Here is a 15835-nt window from a genome sequence, read left to right as displayed (position 1 = left end):
AATGAAGTTTAATTGGTTGCCCAAAAGTGAATAGTTAAATTTCTAAAGGTATATTTTTCCCGGTAACAGGCCCGCCGGCAGCGATTGCGTCGATTTTCGTCCGGGGCCAGGCAACTTCAACGATGGCGCCGCGCCTGTCGCCATAGGGGCTCAGGGTCTGAAAAGGGTCGGCGCCATTGGCGAATCTCAACTTGGCCCCGGTCCGCTCAAGCAATGTCTTGGCAATGAACAGGCCCAACCCCATCCCTTCGTATTCCGGCCGCTGCTTCTGCACGGTTTCCCCTTTGCGGCGGCGGACAAACGGGTCGCCGATACGGCCCAAAAGATGCGGAGGAAACCCCTGGCCGTCATCGCATATCCGCAGGATGATCCGGTCGTCGTTCCAGGCAGCATCAATCCACACGGTGGATTGCGCGAAATCCACCGCGTTCTGAACCAGATTGCGCAGTCCATGAATGATTTCCGGCTTGCGCATGACTGTCGGCTGCTGGAAATCTCCGCCCTCCAGCGGTTCTTCATGGTACAGAACTGCTTTGCCGCGGTTCATATGCGGCTCTGCGGCTTCCGTCACAAGCGTTGAAAACGGAGCTTGCCTCAGATGCAGGTCATCATTTCCAGCCCGCCCCATTCCGCGCAGGATATCGCGGCACCGGTCGGCCTGTTCGCGGATCAGGGCGGCGTCTTCGCGCAGGTCGGGGCGGTCGTCCAGCTCCTCGATCAGCTCTGCGCTGGTCAGCTTGATGGTGGCCAGCGGCGTGCCCAGCTCATGCGCCGCCGCGGCAACCACGCCGCCCAGGTCCGTCAGTTTCTGCTCCCGCGAAAGCGCAAGCTGGGTGGCACTCAGCGCGTCCGACATGGACCGCATTTCATTGCTGACACGAAAAGAATAGGCACCGATGAAAAGGATCGCGATAACAATGGCGATCCAGTTGCCGAAGATGAAGACATCCGGGATCCGCAGAATGAACCCTTGTTCCGTGCGCAGCGGAAGGTGAAATTCTGCCATCAGGGTAACAAGGATGATCGCAGTGGCGCCGATGATCAGGGTGGAGCGCAGCCCCATCACCGCTGCAGAGATCGTAACCGGCCCCAGCACCAGCAATGCAAACGGGTTGTTCAGCCCGCCCGTAAGATACAGCAGAAAGGCCAGTTGCAGCAGGTCGAACAGAACCATCAGGAAGTTTTCGAACTCCGTCAGGCGCTTGTTTTCCGGAAAAGCAAAGACGGCAATCAGATTGCCGGCGGCAGAAATGCCGATAGCCAGGTAGCACAGGCCCAGTTCCAGCTGCAGGTTAAACCGGTGCTGCGCAACAGCGATCGCTGTCACCTGGCCGGCTATGGCGACCCAGCGCAATAAGATCAGGGTCCGCAGCCGGATCCAGTGGCTGTGTTCCTGACCGCCTGCTGGTCTGAAAAAACGATCGCTCATGGGGTCCAGTGCTCCCGCAGATGTGACGCCGTGCGCCAGTTGCATCGGCTGTATTTCTTGATAGGTCTGGCGCCGCAAACGATCAACAACCCTTCCTTGATGAAAAGTGTGATCCCATGACCCGCGTTTATGCTCTTTTTGCTGCCGCTTTTGTTGCTGCCCTGGTGGGCGGTGCCTGGTTCCTGACGCAGGGAGGCAACGGGGGCGACAAATTCGCACAGTGCCGCAGCAGCCAGATCGCCGGCGGCGCCGACACCATCGGCGGCCCGTTCGAACTGGTCAACGCCAAAGGTGAAACCGTTACCGACAAAGACGTGATCACCGAGCCGTCAATCGTCTATTTCGGCTATACCTTTTGCCCCGATGTCTGCCCGATGGATTCGGCCCGCAACGCCGATGCCGTCGACGTTCTGGCAGAGCGCGGCATCAGCGTGACCCCGGTGTTCATTTCCATCGACCCGGAGCGCGATACCCCTGAAGCTGTTGGTGATTATGCCGAAAACCTGCATGAAAAGATGATCGGCCTGACCGGTTCATTGGACCAGGTGAGGGCGGCCAGCAAGGCCTACAAAACCTATTTCAAAAAGAACGAGGGGGACGAGGATTACTATCTGGTCGATCATTCCACCTTCTCTTACCTTGTGCTGCCGGAAGACGGGTTTGTGGAATTCTTCCGCCGTGACGAAACCGCCGAACAGATGGCGGACAAAGCTGCCTGTTTCATCGGGAAAACTTGAGGCGGGATAGCTGTTTGACCTTTCCCCTTGCCCGGACATATTCTTGCGTGAACTGAAAAACTTCGCGGAGGACCGGGCATGGCCGAAACTGCTCTGCAGGACATTGGACCCGACAAAACGCTGCTGCTGGTCGATGACGACGAGCCGTTTCTGCGGCGTCTTGCCAAGGCAATGGAGAAGCGCGGATTCGAGGTGGAAACCGCAGGGTCCGTTGCGGCAGGCAGTGCCATAGCCACGGCACGGCCGCCGGCTGTATGCGGTAGTCGACCTGCGGCTGGAGGATGGCAATGGCCTGGACGTGGTCGAGGTGCTGCGCGAGAAGCGCCCTGACAGCCGGGTGGTGGTTCTGACAGGCTATGGCGCCATTGCCACCGCAGTGGCCGCGGTCAAGATCGGGGCAACCGACTATCTGTCCAAGCCGGCTGATGCCACCGACATCATGAATGCGCTGCTCACCAGCGGCGATGAGCTGCCGCCGCCGCCGGAAAACCCGATGAGCGCTGACCGGGTGCGCTGGGAACACATCCAGCGTATCTATGAGCTTTGCGACCGCAATGTCTCGGAAACTGCCCGGCGGCTGAACATGCACCGCCGCACCCTGCAGCGGATCCTGGCCAAGCGCAGCCCGCGCTGAACCTTCCACTTCAGACACGGGGCACTGCCCCTCAACGTAGGGTGTTGCGCACCCTGCGTACGCTGGTCTCACGGGATCTTAAGCGGCCTGCGGCATAGTCCCAGTCGATCGCGGTCACTGCCGGGCCTGACACCCCCGGCAACCAGGAACCGGGCCCTTTGGCACGGGCACGCACAGACGACGTTTCGCGTGCGGGAGTGACCCTCCCGTCCCGCCTCCGCCCTTTGGCGGCGCCGCCATACTTACCTTGCTATCCATTATACGCAGGACAGGCAGCAGAGTAACGATTGGAACCACCGGCATGGCAGCGGCCATAGCTGGGTGAAACCCGTTGCCGGCGACATCCGCTGCAACAGGGCCTGGTGCCGGGCAATGAAATCCTGCCGCACTTCGACCGGCGGGCGCAGGCGGATGTGCAGCCCCTCGGCAATCTCTGCTTTCGGGCGGCCGAAGAACTTGCTGGCTTCTGCCTCTGAAAACCCTGCAATCTGCACCGCCTCCATCCAGGCGCTGATTTTGTCCGCCCGCTTGATCTGCGCCTTGACGGTCTTAGGCAGGGCGGCAGGCAGCCCGAACCGCAGATGGATGGCAGCGGTCAGCCGCTGATCCAGATCGCCGTATCCCGGACCCACGGCCGCCTTGACCGGGGAAATCATATCTCCGATCACATATTCCGGTGCGTCATGCAGCAGCGCGGCCAGCCGCCATTTGACCGGCGCCTTGGGCTGCATCCGGCTGAAAATGTCCTCAACCAGCAGCGAATGCTCAGCCACGGAATAGGCAAAGTCCCCCATCGTCTGGCCGTTCCAGCGCGCCACAAAGGCCAGCCCATGGGCGATGTCTGCGATCTCGATGTCTACGGGCGTCGGGTCCAGAAGATCGAGGCGGCGCCCCGATAGCATTCTCTGCCAGGCGCGGACGGTTTTGGCGGGCATGACGGTGCATCCTGTCACTGCAATACGCTTTTTGACTACCTGCTGAGGCAATGCCGGGCAATGCCTGCCGACACTTTGCAAACACGGATGAAAACGGGGTGTTTATGTTCCGTGAGTTTGAAATAGAGCGCTTCAGACCCAATATTATAGGTACACAAGGGGCACCGCCCCCTCTCTGCGGCAACCCCCTTCTGCGACGTGACACGCAACAGAAAGGAGTTTGTCATGTTCAAGCGTCTACTTGGTCTTTCCCTGCTTTTCGGCATGGCTGCAACAGCGCCGCCTGCCCTGGCTGCAAGCTGCGGCGACCGTGAGGTCATGACCCAGAAACTGGAAAGCGGATATTCCGAACGGCTGACCGCCGGCGGACTTCAGAAAAGCCGCCCAGAGGCCACAGTGATTGAAGTTTGGTCTTCAGATGAAACCGGTACTTTCACCGTTTTGGTTACACATGCAAACGGAATCAGCTGCGTTGTGGCAACCGGTTCCTCCTTCTTCCACATAGCGGAAAAAACGCCGGATCCGGGCACGCCAAGCTGACTTTGGCAGCCTGACAGGCTCCCCCCAACAGCCTGACCACCGTTAAAAAGCCAGAGCCGCCGGCTCCGGTTGCGGGTATCTTCGTTGAATATCAACAATTGCAGTGTTAGGCCCTGCTGCAAGTGTACTCGTAACCGGAATGGAGCAGACTATGGCCGGGGATTATATCGTCAAAGACATCGCGCTGGCCGGGTTTGGCCGCAAAGAGCTGGACATCGCCGAAACCGAAATGCCGGGCCTGATGGCGCTGCGCGAAGAATACGGTGAAAGCAAGCCGCTGAAAGGCGCCCGCATTGTCGGCTCGCTGCACATGACCATCCAGACTGCGGTTCTGATCGAAACGCTGGTGGCGCTGGGCGCCGATGTGCGCTGGGCATCCTGCAACATCTTCTCGACCCAGGACCACGCCGCCGCGGCCATCGCCGAGGCCGGCATTCCGGTCTTTGCGATCAAGGGCCAGACCCTGGAAGAGCATTGGGACTACCTGGACAAATCCTTCATGTTCCCTGAAGGCGCCAACCTGATCCTGGATGATGGCGGCGACGCCACCCTCTATGTGCTGCTGGGCGCCCGCGCCGAAGCGGGCGAGGACATCATCCCGGTGCCGCAGTCCGAGGAAGAAGCCGTCATCAAGGCGCAAATCTTCAAGCGCATGGAGGCATCGCCCGGCTGGTTCACCAAGACCCGCGACGCGATCCAGGGTGTCTCGGAAGAAACCACCACCGGCGTGCATCGTCTGTACGAACTGGTAAAACAGGGCCAGCTGCCCTTCCCGGCGATCAACGTGAACGACAGCGTCACCAAGTCGAAGTTTGACAACAAATACGGCTGCAAGGAATTGCTGGTCGACGGCATCCGCCGCGCCACCGACACCATGATGGCCGGCAAGGTGGCCGTGGTCTGCGGTTACGGCGACGTGGGCAAAGGCTCCGCCGCCTCCCTGCGCGGCGCCGGCGCCCGGGTGAAAGTCACCGAGGCCGACCCGATCTGCGCCCTGCAGGCCGCCATGGACGGTTTCGAAGTCACCCTGCTGGAAGACGAAGTTGCCACCGCCGACGTGTTCATCACCACCACCGGCAACAAGGACGTGATCCGCATCGAGCACATGCGCGAGATGAAGGATATGGCGATCGTCGGCAACATCGGCCACTTCGACAACGAAATCCAGGTCGCAGCGCTGAAGAACCACAAGTGGACCAACATCAAGGACCAGGTCGACATGATCGAGATGCCTTCGGGCAGCCGCATCATCCTGCTGTCCGAAGGCCGTCTGCTGAACCTTGGCAACGCCACCGGCCACCCGTCCTTCGTGATGTCGGCCTCCTTCACCAACCAGGTGCTGGCCCAGATCGAACTGTGGACCCGCGGCGACAACTACGAAAACGACGTCTACATCCTGCCCAAGCACCTGGACGAGAAAGTCGCCCGTCTGCACCTGGGCCGCATCGGCGTTAAACTGACCCAGCTGAGCGCCGAACAGGCCGCCTATATCGGCGTCAAGCCCGAAGGCCCCTTCAAGCCGGAGCACTACCGCTACTAAGCGGTTTCGCTTTTGAAAAGTCAGCGCCGCTGGAGCAATCCGGCGGCGCTTTTCTTTTGCCGGCTCGGCAGGCTCAACCCGGGTTCGGCATGTGGCTGCCGCGGCCTTCGGGTGTCAGGTCGAACAGGCTCCACAGCGGCCACAGCGCGTCTATGTGGCGCGGCTGCCAGGGGCTGGGCTCAAAGAACATCTCAGACCCCCAGAAATGCCGGATGGCATCCCCGGAGCGGGTGAAGACATGCAGCATCGGCAGCTGCGCACCGGCATCATTCTCGGCCAGGTAATCCTGCTGATAGCTGGTGCCTGCCGCAGAATAGAGCGGGAGCGCCTGCCAGCCCATTTCCTCTTGCAGCGCCGCCAGCCGCTCAGGCGCAGACTGGGCGACCACTGCAAATCCCATCCGTTCCTGCACATGGGCTACCTGTCCGCGCCAGCCATCCAGGAAGGCGGAACACATCGGGCAGGCGGCCTTGGCCTCCGGGCCGTACATCAGCGAATAGATGGCAAGGGTGCTGTGGCCGCCAAACAGCTCCCGCATGGATACCTCAGCCCCGCTGGTGCTGCGGAAGGTATAGTCCTGCGCAACCAGCCCGCCTTCCGGCAGGGCGCGGCGAAGGGCGGCGACCTCTTCAGTCTGTGCCCGCAGCGCAAGCTCAGCTTTCAGCAGTTCATTGCGGGCCGCCCGGTAGGACGCGCTTTCATTGGGGAGGTTTACAGGCATAAATCACCCTTTCCGGCTGGCAAGCTTTAAATTTAACAATATTGTTAAATAGTAGATCATTCCTGTCAAGCCGGACACCGGCCTCGGCATGCCTTTCCCATTTGTCTCGCATTGTCCGGGTTATTGCTTTGCGGAATCGGCGCCGGGCAGCCTATACCTAATGTCACGGTCAGGACGGCCAAGACACAGATTTTCATACGCGTGTGGTGGATATGGGCACGCGGGGTGGAAGGGAAGGTCTTGTTTGTCCACAAGACCTTCCCTTTTTCAATTCAGACGCCGCAGGCTCAGAACAGCCCCAGCACAGCCCCAGCGGCAGCACAGGCCAGCGTCGCATATCCGCCGTCAATCAGCGTCAGCTTAACCGGCCGCATCCCGTACATGTTGTTTAGCGCGATCCAGGGGCTGATGAAGAACAGCCCGACACCGGCGCCGCCCACCAGGCCCGCGCCAAGGGACTCGATGCCCGACAGGGTGAACACATGGCGCATCATGCCAGCGACGATCAGCTGCAGAACAAAGGCCATGGCAAAAATCGCCGGGCTCTGGCCGCCCTTCGGTTTGCCGTTCTCGTCGCATTCCACACCTGCGGCCTCGACCCAGGGTTTGGCCAAGGCGCCGTAGTAGACCGCGCCCAGCACAAATGCTGCCGCCGCCGCTGCAATCACACTGACAAGTTCCATAATGCTCTCCCTGATTGTTCTGCCTGTGGAGAGCAGAGTGGCAGATCAGCCGGGGTCTGTCTCCCCCAGCGCGCAGATGGCGGTCCACTCCTCCTTGCTCACCGGCTGCACCGACAGGCGGGAGTTCTTGACCAGCACCATTTCCTCGAGGCGCGGATCGGTCTTGATCTGATTCAGGCTCACCGGCTTGGCAAAGGGGCGCACCGCCTTGATGTCGACGCATTCCCAGCGGTCGTCCTCTGTGGTGCTGTCGGGATGCGCCTCGGCGCAGACCTCAACGATGCCGACCACGGATTTCTCTTTCTGAGAGTGATAGAAGAACCCGCGCTCGCCGATTTTCATCTCGCGCATGAAATTGCGCGCTTGGTAGTTGCGCACGCCGTCCCATTCCTCACCCGCCTCGCCTTTGGAGACCTGGTTATCCCAGCTCCAGGTGGAGGGTTCGGATTTGAACAGCCAGTAACGCATCAGCCGATGACCTTTTTCCAGGTGATCAGTTCGACAGCTTCAAACAGGCCCGCCTTGTTGTAGGGGTCGTTGTCCGCCCAGGCCTGGCCGGCTGCCATGTCTTCGACGTCCAGAATAACCAGAGAGCCGGCCATATTGCCATCCTGATCCAGCAGCGGGCCGGCCTGTGCCACAACGCCAGTGTCGTTGATATAGGCCAGATGTGCGTCGCGGTTATCGAGACGGGTCTGCAGGGCACCGGGTTTGTCGCGGGCAATCAATGCGATGAGCATTTTATTCCTCTTTTAATGGTCTTTTAAGCAAATGTGCCGCTGCCTCGCGGATCGTCAAGCGCTGATCGAGCAAATTGGTTACCGTGAGCGTGATCGGCATGTCCAATCCCATCCGCTGGGCCTGTGCCGCCACGGCCCGCGCAGTGGCAGCGCCTTCCACCGTGATGCTGGAATCAAACTCCTCGCCGCGGCCGATGGACAGGCCCAGACGGTAGTTGCGGGAGAGGTCCGAACTGCAAGTGAGCGTCAGGTCACCAAAGCCGGAAAGGCCCGCCAGCGTTTCCGCCTTGGCACCGCAGGCCAGCGCCATGCGCTGCATCTCGGCGTAGCCGCGGGTCATTAGCGCTGCGCGGGCACTGTCGCCAAGGCCCGCACCGATGACCGCGCCGCAAGCGATCGCCATGACGTTCTTCAGGGCGCCGCCAGTCTCGGCACCAATGGTGTCCGTGGTGCGATAAAGACGCAGGTTCGCCGTGGTCAGCTGCTCTTGCAGCGCCTTGCACCGCTCTGCATCATTGCAGGCAAGGGTCAGTGCGGTGGGCAGGCCGCGGGCAATATCGGCGGCAAAGCTTGGGCCGGTCAGCAGGGCGGCGCTTGCATCTGGCAGGACTTCCTGAATGACCGCAACCGGGCCCAGGCCGGAGTCCAGCTCGATCCCTTTGCAGCAGGCAACCAGTGTCTTGCCGGTGAAGAGATCACGATGCGCTTCCAGCACCCCGCGCAGTGTCTGCATCGGCACCGCCAGCAGCAGCACCTCCGCGGCGCAGGCTTGGGCAATATCCGCGGTTACGGCCAGGTTCTCCGGCAGTGCCACACCGGGCAGGCGGGTGCCGTTGCGGCGGCTGTCCTGCATCGACTGCGCCTTCATGGGGTTACGCGCCCACAAGGTCACCGGCCCGTTGCCAGCCAGTGAAATTGCCAAAGCGGTGCCGAAGGCGCCCGATCCCAGAACGGAAATACTCATGCCTTGGCTCCCTTGCGGCCGGATCCGATCAGTGCCGGGCTGCTTTGGTCCAGCGGCCAGCGCGGGCGGGCGGTCAGGTCCAGCCCGTCGCGTGCGCCCGCCTTGAACCGTTCAAGGCCCGCATAGGCGATCATCGCCGCATTATCCGTGCACAGCCGCAGGGGCGGCGCGGTGAAGACCGCGCCGGCCTCGGCGCAAACAGTCTCTAACGCAGTGCGAATGGCGGTATTTGCCGCCACACCGCCAGCCACGGCAACAGTTGGCTGTGCAGGCTGCTCTTCCAGATACAGGCGGATTGCGCGGCGGGTTTTCTCTGCCAGCGTGTCCACCACTGCGGCCTGGAACCCGGCACACAGATCGGCGCGGTCCTGACGCGTCAGCCCGCCTTTCTCGGCCACGATCTGATCCCGCATCCGCATCAGCGCGGTCTTCAGGCCGGAGAATGACAGGTTGCAATCCGGCCGGTCCAGCAGCGGCCGCGGGAAGCGGAAGCGTTTGGGGTCGCCCGCTTCCGCTTCAGCCTGCACCGAAGGGCCGCCGGGCTGCGGCAGGCCCAACAGGCGCGCGGTTTTGTCAAACGCCTCGCCCGGCGCGTCGTCGATGGTACCGCCGAGGCGGGTGAAATCCTCCGGCCCGCGCACCAGCAGGTATTGGCAATGCCCGCCAGAGACCAGCAGCATCAGGTAGGGGTAAGCGATGCCATCGGTCAGCCGCGGCGTCAGCGCATGGCCCGCCAGATGGTTCACGCCCACCAGCGGCAGGCCGGTGGCGGCGGCGATCCCCTTGGCGCACATCACGCCCGACATCACGCCGCCGATCAGGCCGGGGCCGGCCGTCACCGCAACCGCATCCATGTCCTTCAGTGTCAGCCCGGCCTCGGCCAGCGCATCGCGCACGCAGAGGTCCAGCTTCTCGGCATGGGCGCGGGCTGCGATCTCGGGCACCACGCCGCCAAAGGCGCTGTGCAGCTCGGTCTGGCCGAACACGATCGAGGACAGAACCTCAGGCTGCGCGCCCTCAGCCTGCCGCATTACGGCGGCGGCGGTGTCGTCGCAGCTGCTTTCCAGCCCCAGAATGGTCAGGGTCTTAGTCATGGCCTTACCGTTGCATCGAATTGCCGCCGGGGCTACCACCTAAGCTGCCTGCAAACAATCCCGGGAGCCCTGCGATGGTGCCATTGCTGATGACACGCCCGCTGGACGCGGCCAAGCGGTTCGCGGCCGGGCTGCCTGCTGATGCGCGCGCCGGGCTGCAGGTTGTCCATGCACCGCTGATTGAGATCCGGCCTGCGGGCACCCCGGTCCAATTAGATGGTGCGAAGGGGGTCATCTTCACCTCTGCAAACGGGGTGGAGACCGCTTCACGTGAAACCACCGCCCGCCTGCCTGCCTATTGCGTGGGAGAACGCACTGCGCAGGCCGCTATGGAAACGGGCTGGACGGCGTCCTGCGCAGGCATATGCGCGGATGAGCTGGTTGCAGCCCTTTTGCAGCAGCGCCCTGAAGGACCGTTGCTGCACCTGCGGGGTGCGCACGCACGGGGAAACATTGCACAGAGGCTTGAGGATGCGGGGCTGCCGTGCCGGGAGCAGGTGGTCTATGATCAAGTGCTGTTGCCGCTGACGGAGGAGGCCCAAGCTGTTCTTTCTGCGCAAAAGGATGTGATCGTGCCGCTTTTCTCTCCCAGAACTGCGCGCCATTTTGCCAATCTGTGCGGGGATGGGGCGAATTTGCATCTGATTGCGCTGAGCCCAGCGGTGGCGGAGCCATTGAAAGGCTTGAATTGCAAGACGTTGCGCGTAAGTAGGGCTCCGGATGCCAAGGCAATGGGCGAAGCCGTCCTTGATGCCGCAGCGCAGCTGTCCCGGCTTGAGGGCGGGGATCGCGCAGAGTAGTGTCCAGCGTGTTCGCGAGAATGTATTTTTTAGGAATTGAGGGGGGAGGCCGGCGTGGCTGACAAGAAAAATCCGGAAGACGTGATTGAGCCCGGCCCCGGCGAGACCCAGCCGGTTGAAGAAGTTGTGGAGACTTCGGAACAGGACGTGAGCGCGGAAACTGCCGGCGCGGCGGTTGACGCGGCTGACGAAACAGAATCCCCGGTTTCCGAGACCGAGACCGAGACCGAGACCGAGACCGAGACCGAGACCGAGACCGAGACCGAGACCGAGACCGAGACCGAGACCGAGACCGAGACCGAGACCGAGACCGAGACCGAGACCGAGACCGAGACCGAGACCGAGACCGCCGCTGAGGATGCGGCGGTTGAAGAGGCGCTTGCAGATCCGGTTGAATCAACTGCCGCCAAGCCTGTGCGCGAGGTGGAGCGGGTTGTCGAAAAACGCGGCGGCTTCGGCTCTGCGGTTCTGGGCGGCGCCGTGGCCGCGGTAATCGGCTTTGTGGCCGGCCAGGGCGGCTGGCTCGACAACGTGCTGCCTGCCTCTATGCGCGGCGGTGTTGATCTGACCGCGCTTGAGACCGGCCAGGCAGAGCTGGAAACAGCCCTTGCCGCTTTGAAACAGCAGGTGGAAGCCAATCAGGCGCCCGACCTTGCGCCGCTTGCGTCCCGCATTGATGCCCTGACCGCTGAAATTGAGCCGCTGAAGAGCGCGCCGGCACCGGATGCGGCTTTGCGGGCGGATCTGGACGCACTGGCCGCCCGCGTGTCCGCATTGGAAACCCGGCCGCTGGAGGGGGCCTCGCCGGAGGCAGTGGCCGCGTTTGAAACCGAACTGGCCAAGCTGCAGGACAGCCTTGCCGCACAGCGCGCGGAAGTCGAGCAGATGCTGGCCGAAGCCCAGGCGATGGATGCCGCCAGTGCCGAGGCCGCGCGGATCGCCAGCGCCCAGACCCAGCTGGCACAGCTGCGGTCCGCATTGGACAGCGGCAACAGCTATGCCGCTAATGTGCAGGAGCTTTCGAACCTCGGCGTGGACGTGCCGGCGGTCCTGTCAGGTCCGGCCGACAGCGGTGTCGCCACCATTTCCGCCCTGCGCGACAGCTTTGCCCCGGCAGCGCGGCTGGCGCTGGCCGCAGCCCGCGAAGAAACCAAGGGCGGCGGCGGCCTGCTGGATTATGTGAACCGGCATCTGGGTGCGCGGTCTGTGACGCCGCAGGAAGGCGATGGCGCGGATGCTGTTCTGTCCCGGACTGAGGCAGCGGTGGCCGCAGGCAAGCTTCAGGATGCACTGAACGAACTCACTGTATTGCCCGAAACGGCCCGTGCCGCCCTGTCCAACTGGGAAGCCGCGGCAAATGCGCGGGTGGCTGCCGTGACGGCAGCTGCTGAACTGGCTCAAAGCCTGCAAGCCAAATAAGGAAGCCGCCATGCTCTGGTCGTTGTTGAAGATCCTCGTTTTTGTCGCAATCGTCGCGCTTCTTGCCTTTGGCGCGGGTTTGCTGATGGAAACAGCCGGCGGTGTGCAGGTAACCGTCGCCGGCACGGAATATACCCTTGGCGCCTTGCAATCGGTTATTGCGCTGGGCGTTCTGGTTTTTGGCGTTTGGCTGTTCCTGAAGCTGCTGTCGCTGCTGGTTGCGACTCTGCGGTTCTTGAATGGCGATGAAACTGCTTTGTCGCGCTACTGGGACAAGGGCCGCGAACGCAAAGGCTATCAGGCGCTGTCGGACGGGCTGATGGCGCTTGCCTCGGGCGAGGGGCGCCTGGCGCTGGCCAAGGCGGCGCGGGCCGAAAAGTTTTTGCAAAAGCCGGAGCTGACCGATCTGCTGGTGGCGCAGGCGGCAGAGATGAGCGGTGACACCCACAAGGCGGCGGAGGCCTACAAGCGCCTTCTGTCCAACCAGCCGACCCGCTTTGTCGGGGTGCGCGGGATCATGAAGCAGAAGCTGTCCGAAGGCGACACGGACACCGCCCGCCAGCTGGCGGAAAAGGCACTGGCACTGCGGCCCAAGCACGAAGAGGTGCAGGACACGCTGCTGCGCCTGCAGGCTCAGGCGGAAGACTGGGCCGGGGCGCGCAAGACGCTGTCGACCAAGCTCAAGACCGGAACCCTGCCGCGCGATGTGTTCAAACGGCGCGATGCGGTTCTGGCACTGTCAGCGTCCAAGGGTCTTCTGGATGAAAGTGCAACCATCGAGCAGCAGGAGCAGGCCATAGAGGCAAACCGGCTCTCTCCGGATTTGGTGCCCGCCGCAGCCATGGCCGCCCGTGCATATATTGCCAAAGGAAAGAAACGGCCGGCAGCCCGTCTGCTCAAGAAAACCTGGGAAAGCCAGCCGCACCCCGATTTGGCCCATGCCTTTGCCGGAATTGAACCGGAGGAAACGGCGGCTGATCGCGTCAAGCGTTTCGACCAGCTGGCCCGTCTGAAGCCGCAGGATGACGAAACCCGGCTGATCATGGCGGAACTGAACATCGTGGCCGAAGATTTTCCTGAGGCCCGCCGCTGGCTGAGCGATCTTGCCGAAAGAGCTTTGGATGCCCGTGCGCTGACACTGATGGCCGCAATCGAACGCGGCGAAGGCGCCGGCGACAAAGTGGTGCAGGGCTGGCTGGCCAAGGCGCTGACCGCGCCGCGCGGGCCCCAGTGGGTCTGTGACAGCTGCAACCACATTCATGCCGAATGGGCGCCGGTCTGCGAGCACTGCTCCAGCTTTGACACGCTGTCCTGGAAACGCCCGGAAACGCCTGAAGTGGCCAGCGTGGCGGCTGCCCACATGCTGCCGCTGATCACCGGTGCGCTGGAGGACAAGAGCGCGGAGCCGGTTGAGGACGCTGAGATTGTCGAAGAAGCTGCGGAGGAAGCCGGCGTATCACAGAGCCCGGCCAAAGAAGCAGGCTGACGGCAGTTTCTGGTCAATACCAGTCATGATGAACGGCAGGCGCGTCCTGCCGTTTTTCATTTCAGGCGCTTGCGCGGTGTGCTGAAGACGATGCAGCAGAATACCGCGTTTACAGTGTTTCTGAATGTTTGGGAGAATGGTGCCCAGGAGAGGACTCGAACCTCCACGTCCATACGGACACTAGCACCTGAAGCTAGCGCGTCTACCAATTCCGCCACCTGGGCAGGTGTCGTGAGACCGGCATATAAGCGGAGTCGCAGACAGCGTCAAATGGAAACCTGCCGCCAAAGATAGCTTTTTCTGCCAGGCCGGTAAGAATCCGCTCCGGACATTGCAAAGCACTGATATGCCGTGTGATTGCAAAACCGGGGAAAGTGGTGCCGCTGAAGGGACTCGAACCCCCGACCCCATCATTACGAATGACGTGCTCTACCAGCTGAGCTACAGCGGCACAGTTTCTGCCAGCGGCAGAAACCAGTGCAGACCGTTTAAACACTGAGCCTGCACCGTGCAAGCAGGGATCATCCGGATCTTTGCAGATTTCCCAGTGCGGGAGAGGTGTCTCTGGGAAGCTCGCCAAAGCGGTCGCGGTAAAGCCGGGAAAACCGGCCCAGGTGGGAAAACCCGCAGTCATAAGCGATACTGCTGACCGGTGTTCCGGCGGGCTGGGACAGCAGCAGGTAGCGCGCCATGTCCAGCCGGACAGCGCATAGGTATTGCATCGGCGTCAGGCTGAGCTGGCTGCGGAAACCGGCTTGCAGTGACCGGATGCTGCAACCGGCTGCAGCGGCAATGGCAGAAACGGTCAAGGGCTCGGAAGCATTGGCATGAATGAAGTCCCTGGCGCGGCGCATTTGGCAGTTTGATGGCGCCGATTTTGGCTTCATCAAATGACGGATATTGCTGTCCTGATGCGTCAGCAGCCCCAGGATCAGCTGCTCTTCGATCATCGTCTGTTGCATTGAATTCCAAGACCCGAAGCCCGCCTTGTTTTCCGTTGCGGCGACACAGGCTGAAAACTGGCGCATCCAATCCCGCAGGGCGCCGTTTTCCAAGGGAACCGCAGTACGGAACATGACGCCTTCGCAAAGCGGCAGACCGGTGGCGCGTTCTGCAGTTGCATGCAAAGCTTCACGGCTGATCTGCAGAAGCAGCATCCGGCAACCGGTGTGCCATGTCATCCGTGTTTCCCGGGACGGGTTGAGCACTGTGGCCAGGCCAGGGTCAGACACAGCGGGTTCCGCACCATTGGCGACCAGTGCCTGCCCGCTGACCGGCAATTGCACCAGGTAGAAATCCTGGAGCTCTCCCGGATTGATCTCAACTGCTGACCCATAGCTCAGATAGTTGAGCGACAGCGCCTGTCCGCGCACATGGTTGTACCGCATACTGGTGTTTTGCGGGGCACCAAGGGGTCTCAGGCTGTGGTCGCAGAATTTTCCCGCGACCAGGGCGCGCACTTGGTCAAAGTCATGGCCCTCAAACTGCCGCCATGCGCGCAAGGGTTCATGCTGCTCTGTTGTCTGCGGACGGGTCATACCGGCAGCCTAGCACGCCGGTGCCGTCAGGCAATCACACGGTCCTGCGCTATTTTGCGCATTCTGGATAATCCTTTTTCCTGACCCGCCGTAGGCTTGATGGATGAGCTGCATGAGGGAGGAAAACATGGCTCTCGATCAGGGAATTACGAAGGCCGCGGATGGGCTGGACAGCCGGTCCTGGAATGTGGTCGGCCACACCTACACGCCTAAACTGCACAGCGAAAATGCCTTTGTGTGGCACGCGGTCATTCCAGACGGCACCTTTGTTCCGCCGCATGTGCATCCGACCCAGGATGAATGGATCACGATGCTTGAGGGCACGCTGGAGGTGGAGTTTGGCGGTGATGTGTTTCAGGCAGGCCCGGGCGACACGGTGCGGATGCCGATGGGCGTGGCGCATGGTATATTCAACCGTTCCGGTGGCACTGCCTCCTGCGTGTTTGGCGTAGCGCCTTCGCGCAAGCTTTATGATTTGTTCTGCGCACTGGACGGGGTGACCGATCCTCAGGAACTGGTGCGGCTTTCTGCCTTGCACGAGGTCGACTTCCTGCCGCCGCCTTCGGAATAAGGGG

The 15835-nt window shown here is 61.9% G+C and carries 16 protein-coding genes, 2 tRNA genes and 1 pseudogene; 8 read left to right on the top strand and 11 right to left on the bottom strand.

Going from position 1 to position 15835, the window contains the following annotated elements; genetic code table 11:
• Positions 1-34 precede the first annotated feature (34 nt).
• Positions 35-1429: a sensor histidine kinase RegB gene (regB, locus tag ACXAEK_RS04310; RefSeq protein ID WP_475040097.1), complete on the bottom strand. Its 1395-nt coding sequence runs from the start codon at positions 1427-1429 to the stop codon at positions 35-37.
• A 116-nt stretch (positions 1430-1545) separates the two neighbouring features.
• On the opposite strand from regB, the gene ACXAEK_RS04305 reads away from it, so the two are divergent.
• Together ACXAEK_RS04305 and ACXAEK_RS04300 are read left to right on the top strand one after the other, a co-directional pair.
• On the top strand, positions 1546-2166 hold the full coding sequence (locus ACXAEK_RS04305; protein WP_475040096.1) for an SCO family protein: 621 nt from the start codon (positions 1546-1548) through the stop codon (positions 2164-2166).
• A gap of 78 nt (positions 2167-2244) precedes the next feature.
• Positions 2245-2800 (top strand): annotated as a pseudogene (locus tag ACXAEK_RS04300) (ActR/PrrA/RegA family redox response regulator transcription factor).
• 257 nt (positions 2801-3057) lie between these two features.
• On the opposite strand, the gene ACXAEK_RS04295 reads toward ACXAEK_RS04300, so the two are convergent.
• On the bottom strand, positions 3058-3735 hold the full coding sequence (locus ACXAEK_RS04295; protein WP_475040095.1) for an HD domain-containing protein: 678 nt from the start codon (positions 3733-3735) through the stop codon (positions 3058-3060).
• A gap of 225 nt (positions 3736-3960) precedes the next feature.
• Here ACXAEK_RS04295 and ACXAEK_RS04290 point away from each other — a divergent pair, with 225 nt between their 5' ends.
• Both ACXAEK_RS04290 and ahcY read left to right on the top strand, forming a co-directional pair.
• Entirely contained in the window at positions 3961-4275 is a 315-nt protein-coding gene (locus ACXAEK_RS04290) for a hypothetical protein (protein ID WP_475040094.1), read from the top strand.
• 151 nt (positions 4276-4426) lie between these two features.
• Positions 4427-5815, top strand: coding sequence for an adenosylhomocysteinase (ahcY, locus tag ACXAEK_RS04285; protein ID WP_475040093.1), 1389 nt, complete (start codon positions 4427-4429; stop codon positions 5813-5815).
• Between the two features lie 73 nt (positions 5816-5888).
• On the opposite strand, the gene ACXAEK_RS04280 is transcribed toward ahcY, so the two are convergent.
• From ACXAEK_RS04280 to tsaD, 6 genes are all read right to left on the bottom strand, one after another.
• The gene (locus tag ACXAEK_RS04280; RefSeq protein ID WP_475040092.1) at positions 5889-6536 is read right to left on the bottom strand and encodes a DUF899 family protein; all 648 of its coding nucleotides are present in this window, start codon (positions 6534-6536) and stop codon (positions 5889-5891) included.
• Positions 6537-6823: 287 nt separating this feature from the next.
• Positions 6824-7219, bottom strand: coding sequence for a DUF1761 domain-containing protein (locus ACXAEK_RS04275; RefSeq protein WP_475040091.1), 396 nt, complete (start codon positions 7217-7219; stop codon positions 6824-6826).
• A 45-nt stretch (positions 7220-7264) separates the two neighbouring features.
• Positions 7265-7687: an EVE domain-containing protein gene (locus ACXAEK_RS04270; protein ID WP_475040090.1), complete on the bottom strand. Its 423-nt coding sequence runs from the start codon at positions 7685-7687 to the stop codon at positions 7265-7267.
• On the bottom strand, positions 7687-7959 hold the full coding sequence (locus ACXAEK_RS04265; protein WP_039126373.1) for a YciI family protein: 273 nt from the start codon (positions 7957-7959) through the stop codon (positions 7687-7689). The genes ACXAEK_RS04270 and ACXAEK_RS04265 overlap by 1 nt, the downstream gene beginning before the upstream one ends.
• A 1-nt stretch (position 7960) precedes the next feature.
• On the bottom strand, positions 7961-8923 hold the full coding sequence (locus ACXAEK_RS04260) for an NAD(P)H-dependent glycerol-3-phosphate dehydrogenase (RefSeq protein ID WP_475040089.1): 963 nt from the start codon (positions 8921-8923) through the stop codon (positions 7961-7963).
• Complete coding sequence (tsaD, locus tag ACXAEK_RS04255; RefSeq protein WP_475040088.1) at positions 8920-10017, bottom strand: tRNA (adenosine(37)-N6)-threonylcarbamoyltransferase complex transferase subunit TsaD; 1098 nt, start codon at positions 10015-10017, stop codon at positions 8920-8922. The genes ACXAEK_RS04260 and tsaD overlap by 4 nt, the downstream gene beginning before the upstream one ends.
• Before the next feature lie 74 nt (positions 10018-10091).
• Between tsaD and ACXAEK_RS04250 the strand changes: the two genes are divergently transcribed.
• From ACXAEK_RS04250 to ACXAEK_RS04240, 3 genes are read left to right on the top strand one after another with little or no spacing between them, the layout of a single operon-like run.
• Entirely contained in the window at positions 10092-10817 is a 726-nt protein-coding gene (locus ACXAEK_RS04250; RefSeq protein ID WP_475040087.1) for a uroporphyrinogen-III synthase, read from the top strand.
• A 54-nt stretch (positions 10818-10871) separates the two neighbouring features.
• Positions 10872-12236 (top strand): COG4223 family protein, encoded by a 1365-nt coding sequence (locus ACXAEK_RS04245; RefSeq protein ID WP_475040086.1) that lies wholly within the window; start codon positions 10872-10874, stop codon positions 12234-12236.
• Between the two features lie 10 nt (positions 12237-12246).
• A complete protein-coding gene (locus tag ACXAEK_RS04240; RefSeq protein ID WP_475040085.1) occupies positions 12247-13722 on the top strand; it encodes a heme biosynthesis HemY N-terminal domain-containing protein in 1476 nt (491 codons plus the stop codon).
• Between the two features lie 137 nt (positions 13723-13859).
• Here the strand turns inward: ACXAEK_RS04240 and ACXAEK_RS04235 are convergent.
• The 3 genes from ACXAEK_RS04235 to ACXAEK_RS04225 form a co-directional block, all read right to left on the bottom strand.
• A tRNA-Leu gene (locus tag ACXAEK_RS04235) sits at positions 13860-13946 on the bottom strand.
• 151 nt (positions 13947-14097) lie between these two features.
• A tRNA-Thr gene (locus ACXAEK_RS04230) sits at positions 14098-14173 on the bottom strand.
• 70 nt (positions 14174-14243) lie between these two features.
• Positions 14244-15260: an AraC family transcriptional regulator gene (locus ACXAEK_RS04225; RefSeq protein WP_475040084.1), complete on the bottom strand. Its 1017-nt coding sequence runs from the start codon at positions 15258-15260 to the stop codon at positions 14244-14246.
• Positions 15261-15387: 127 nt separating this feature from the next.
• On the opposite strand from ACXAEK_RS04225, the gene ACXAEK_RS04220 reads away from it, so the two are divergent.
• Positions 15388-15831, top strand: coding sequence for a cupin domain-containing protein (locus tag ACXAEK_RS04220; RefSeq protein WP_475040083.1), 444 nt, complete (start codon positions 15388-15390; stop codon positions 15829-15831).
• Positions 15832-15835: the final 4 nt, after the last annotated feature.

It is taken from the genome of Leisingera sp. ABM4_101, assembly GCF_056158725.1.
Note: the sequence above shows the minus strand (reverse complement) of the source record. Positions and strands in the feature narration are given on the sequence as shown.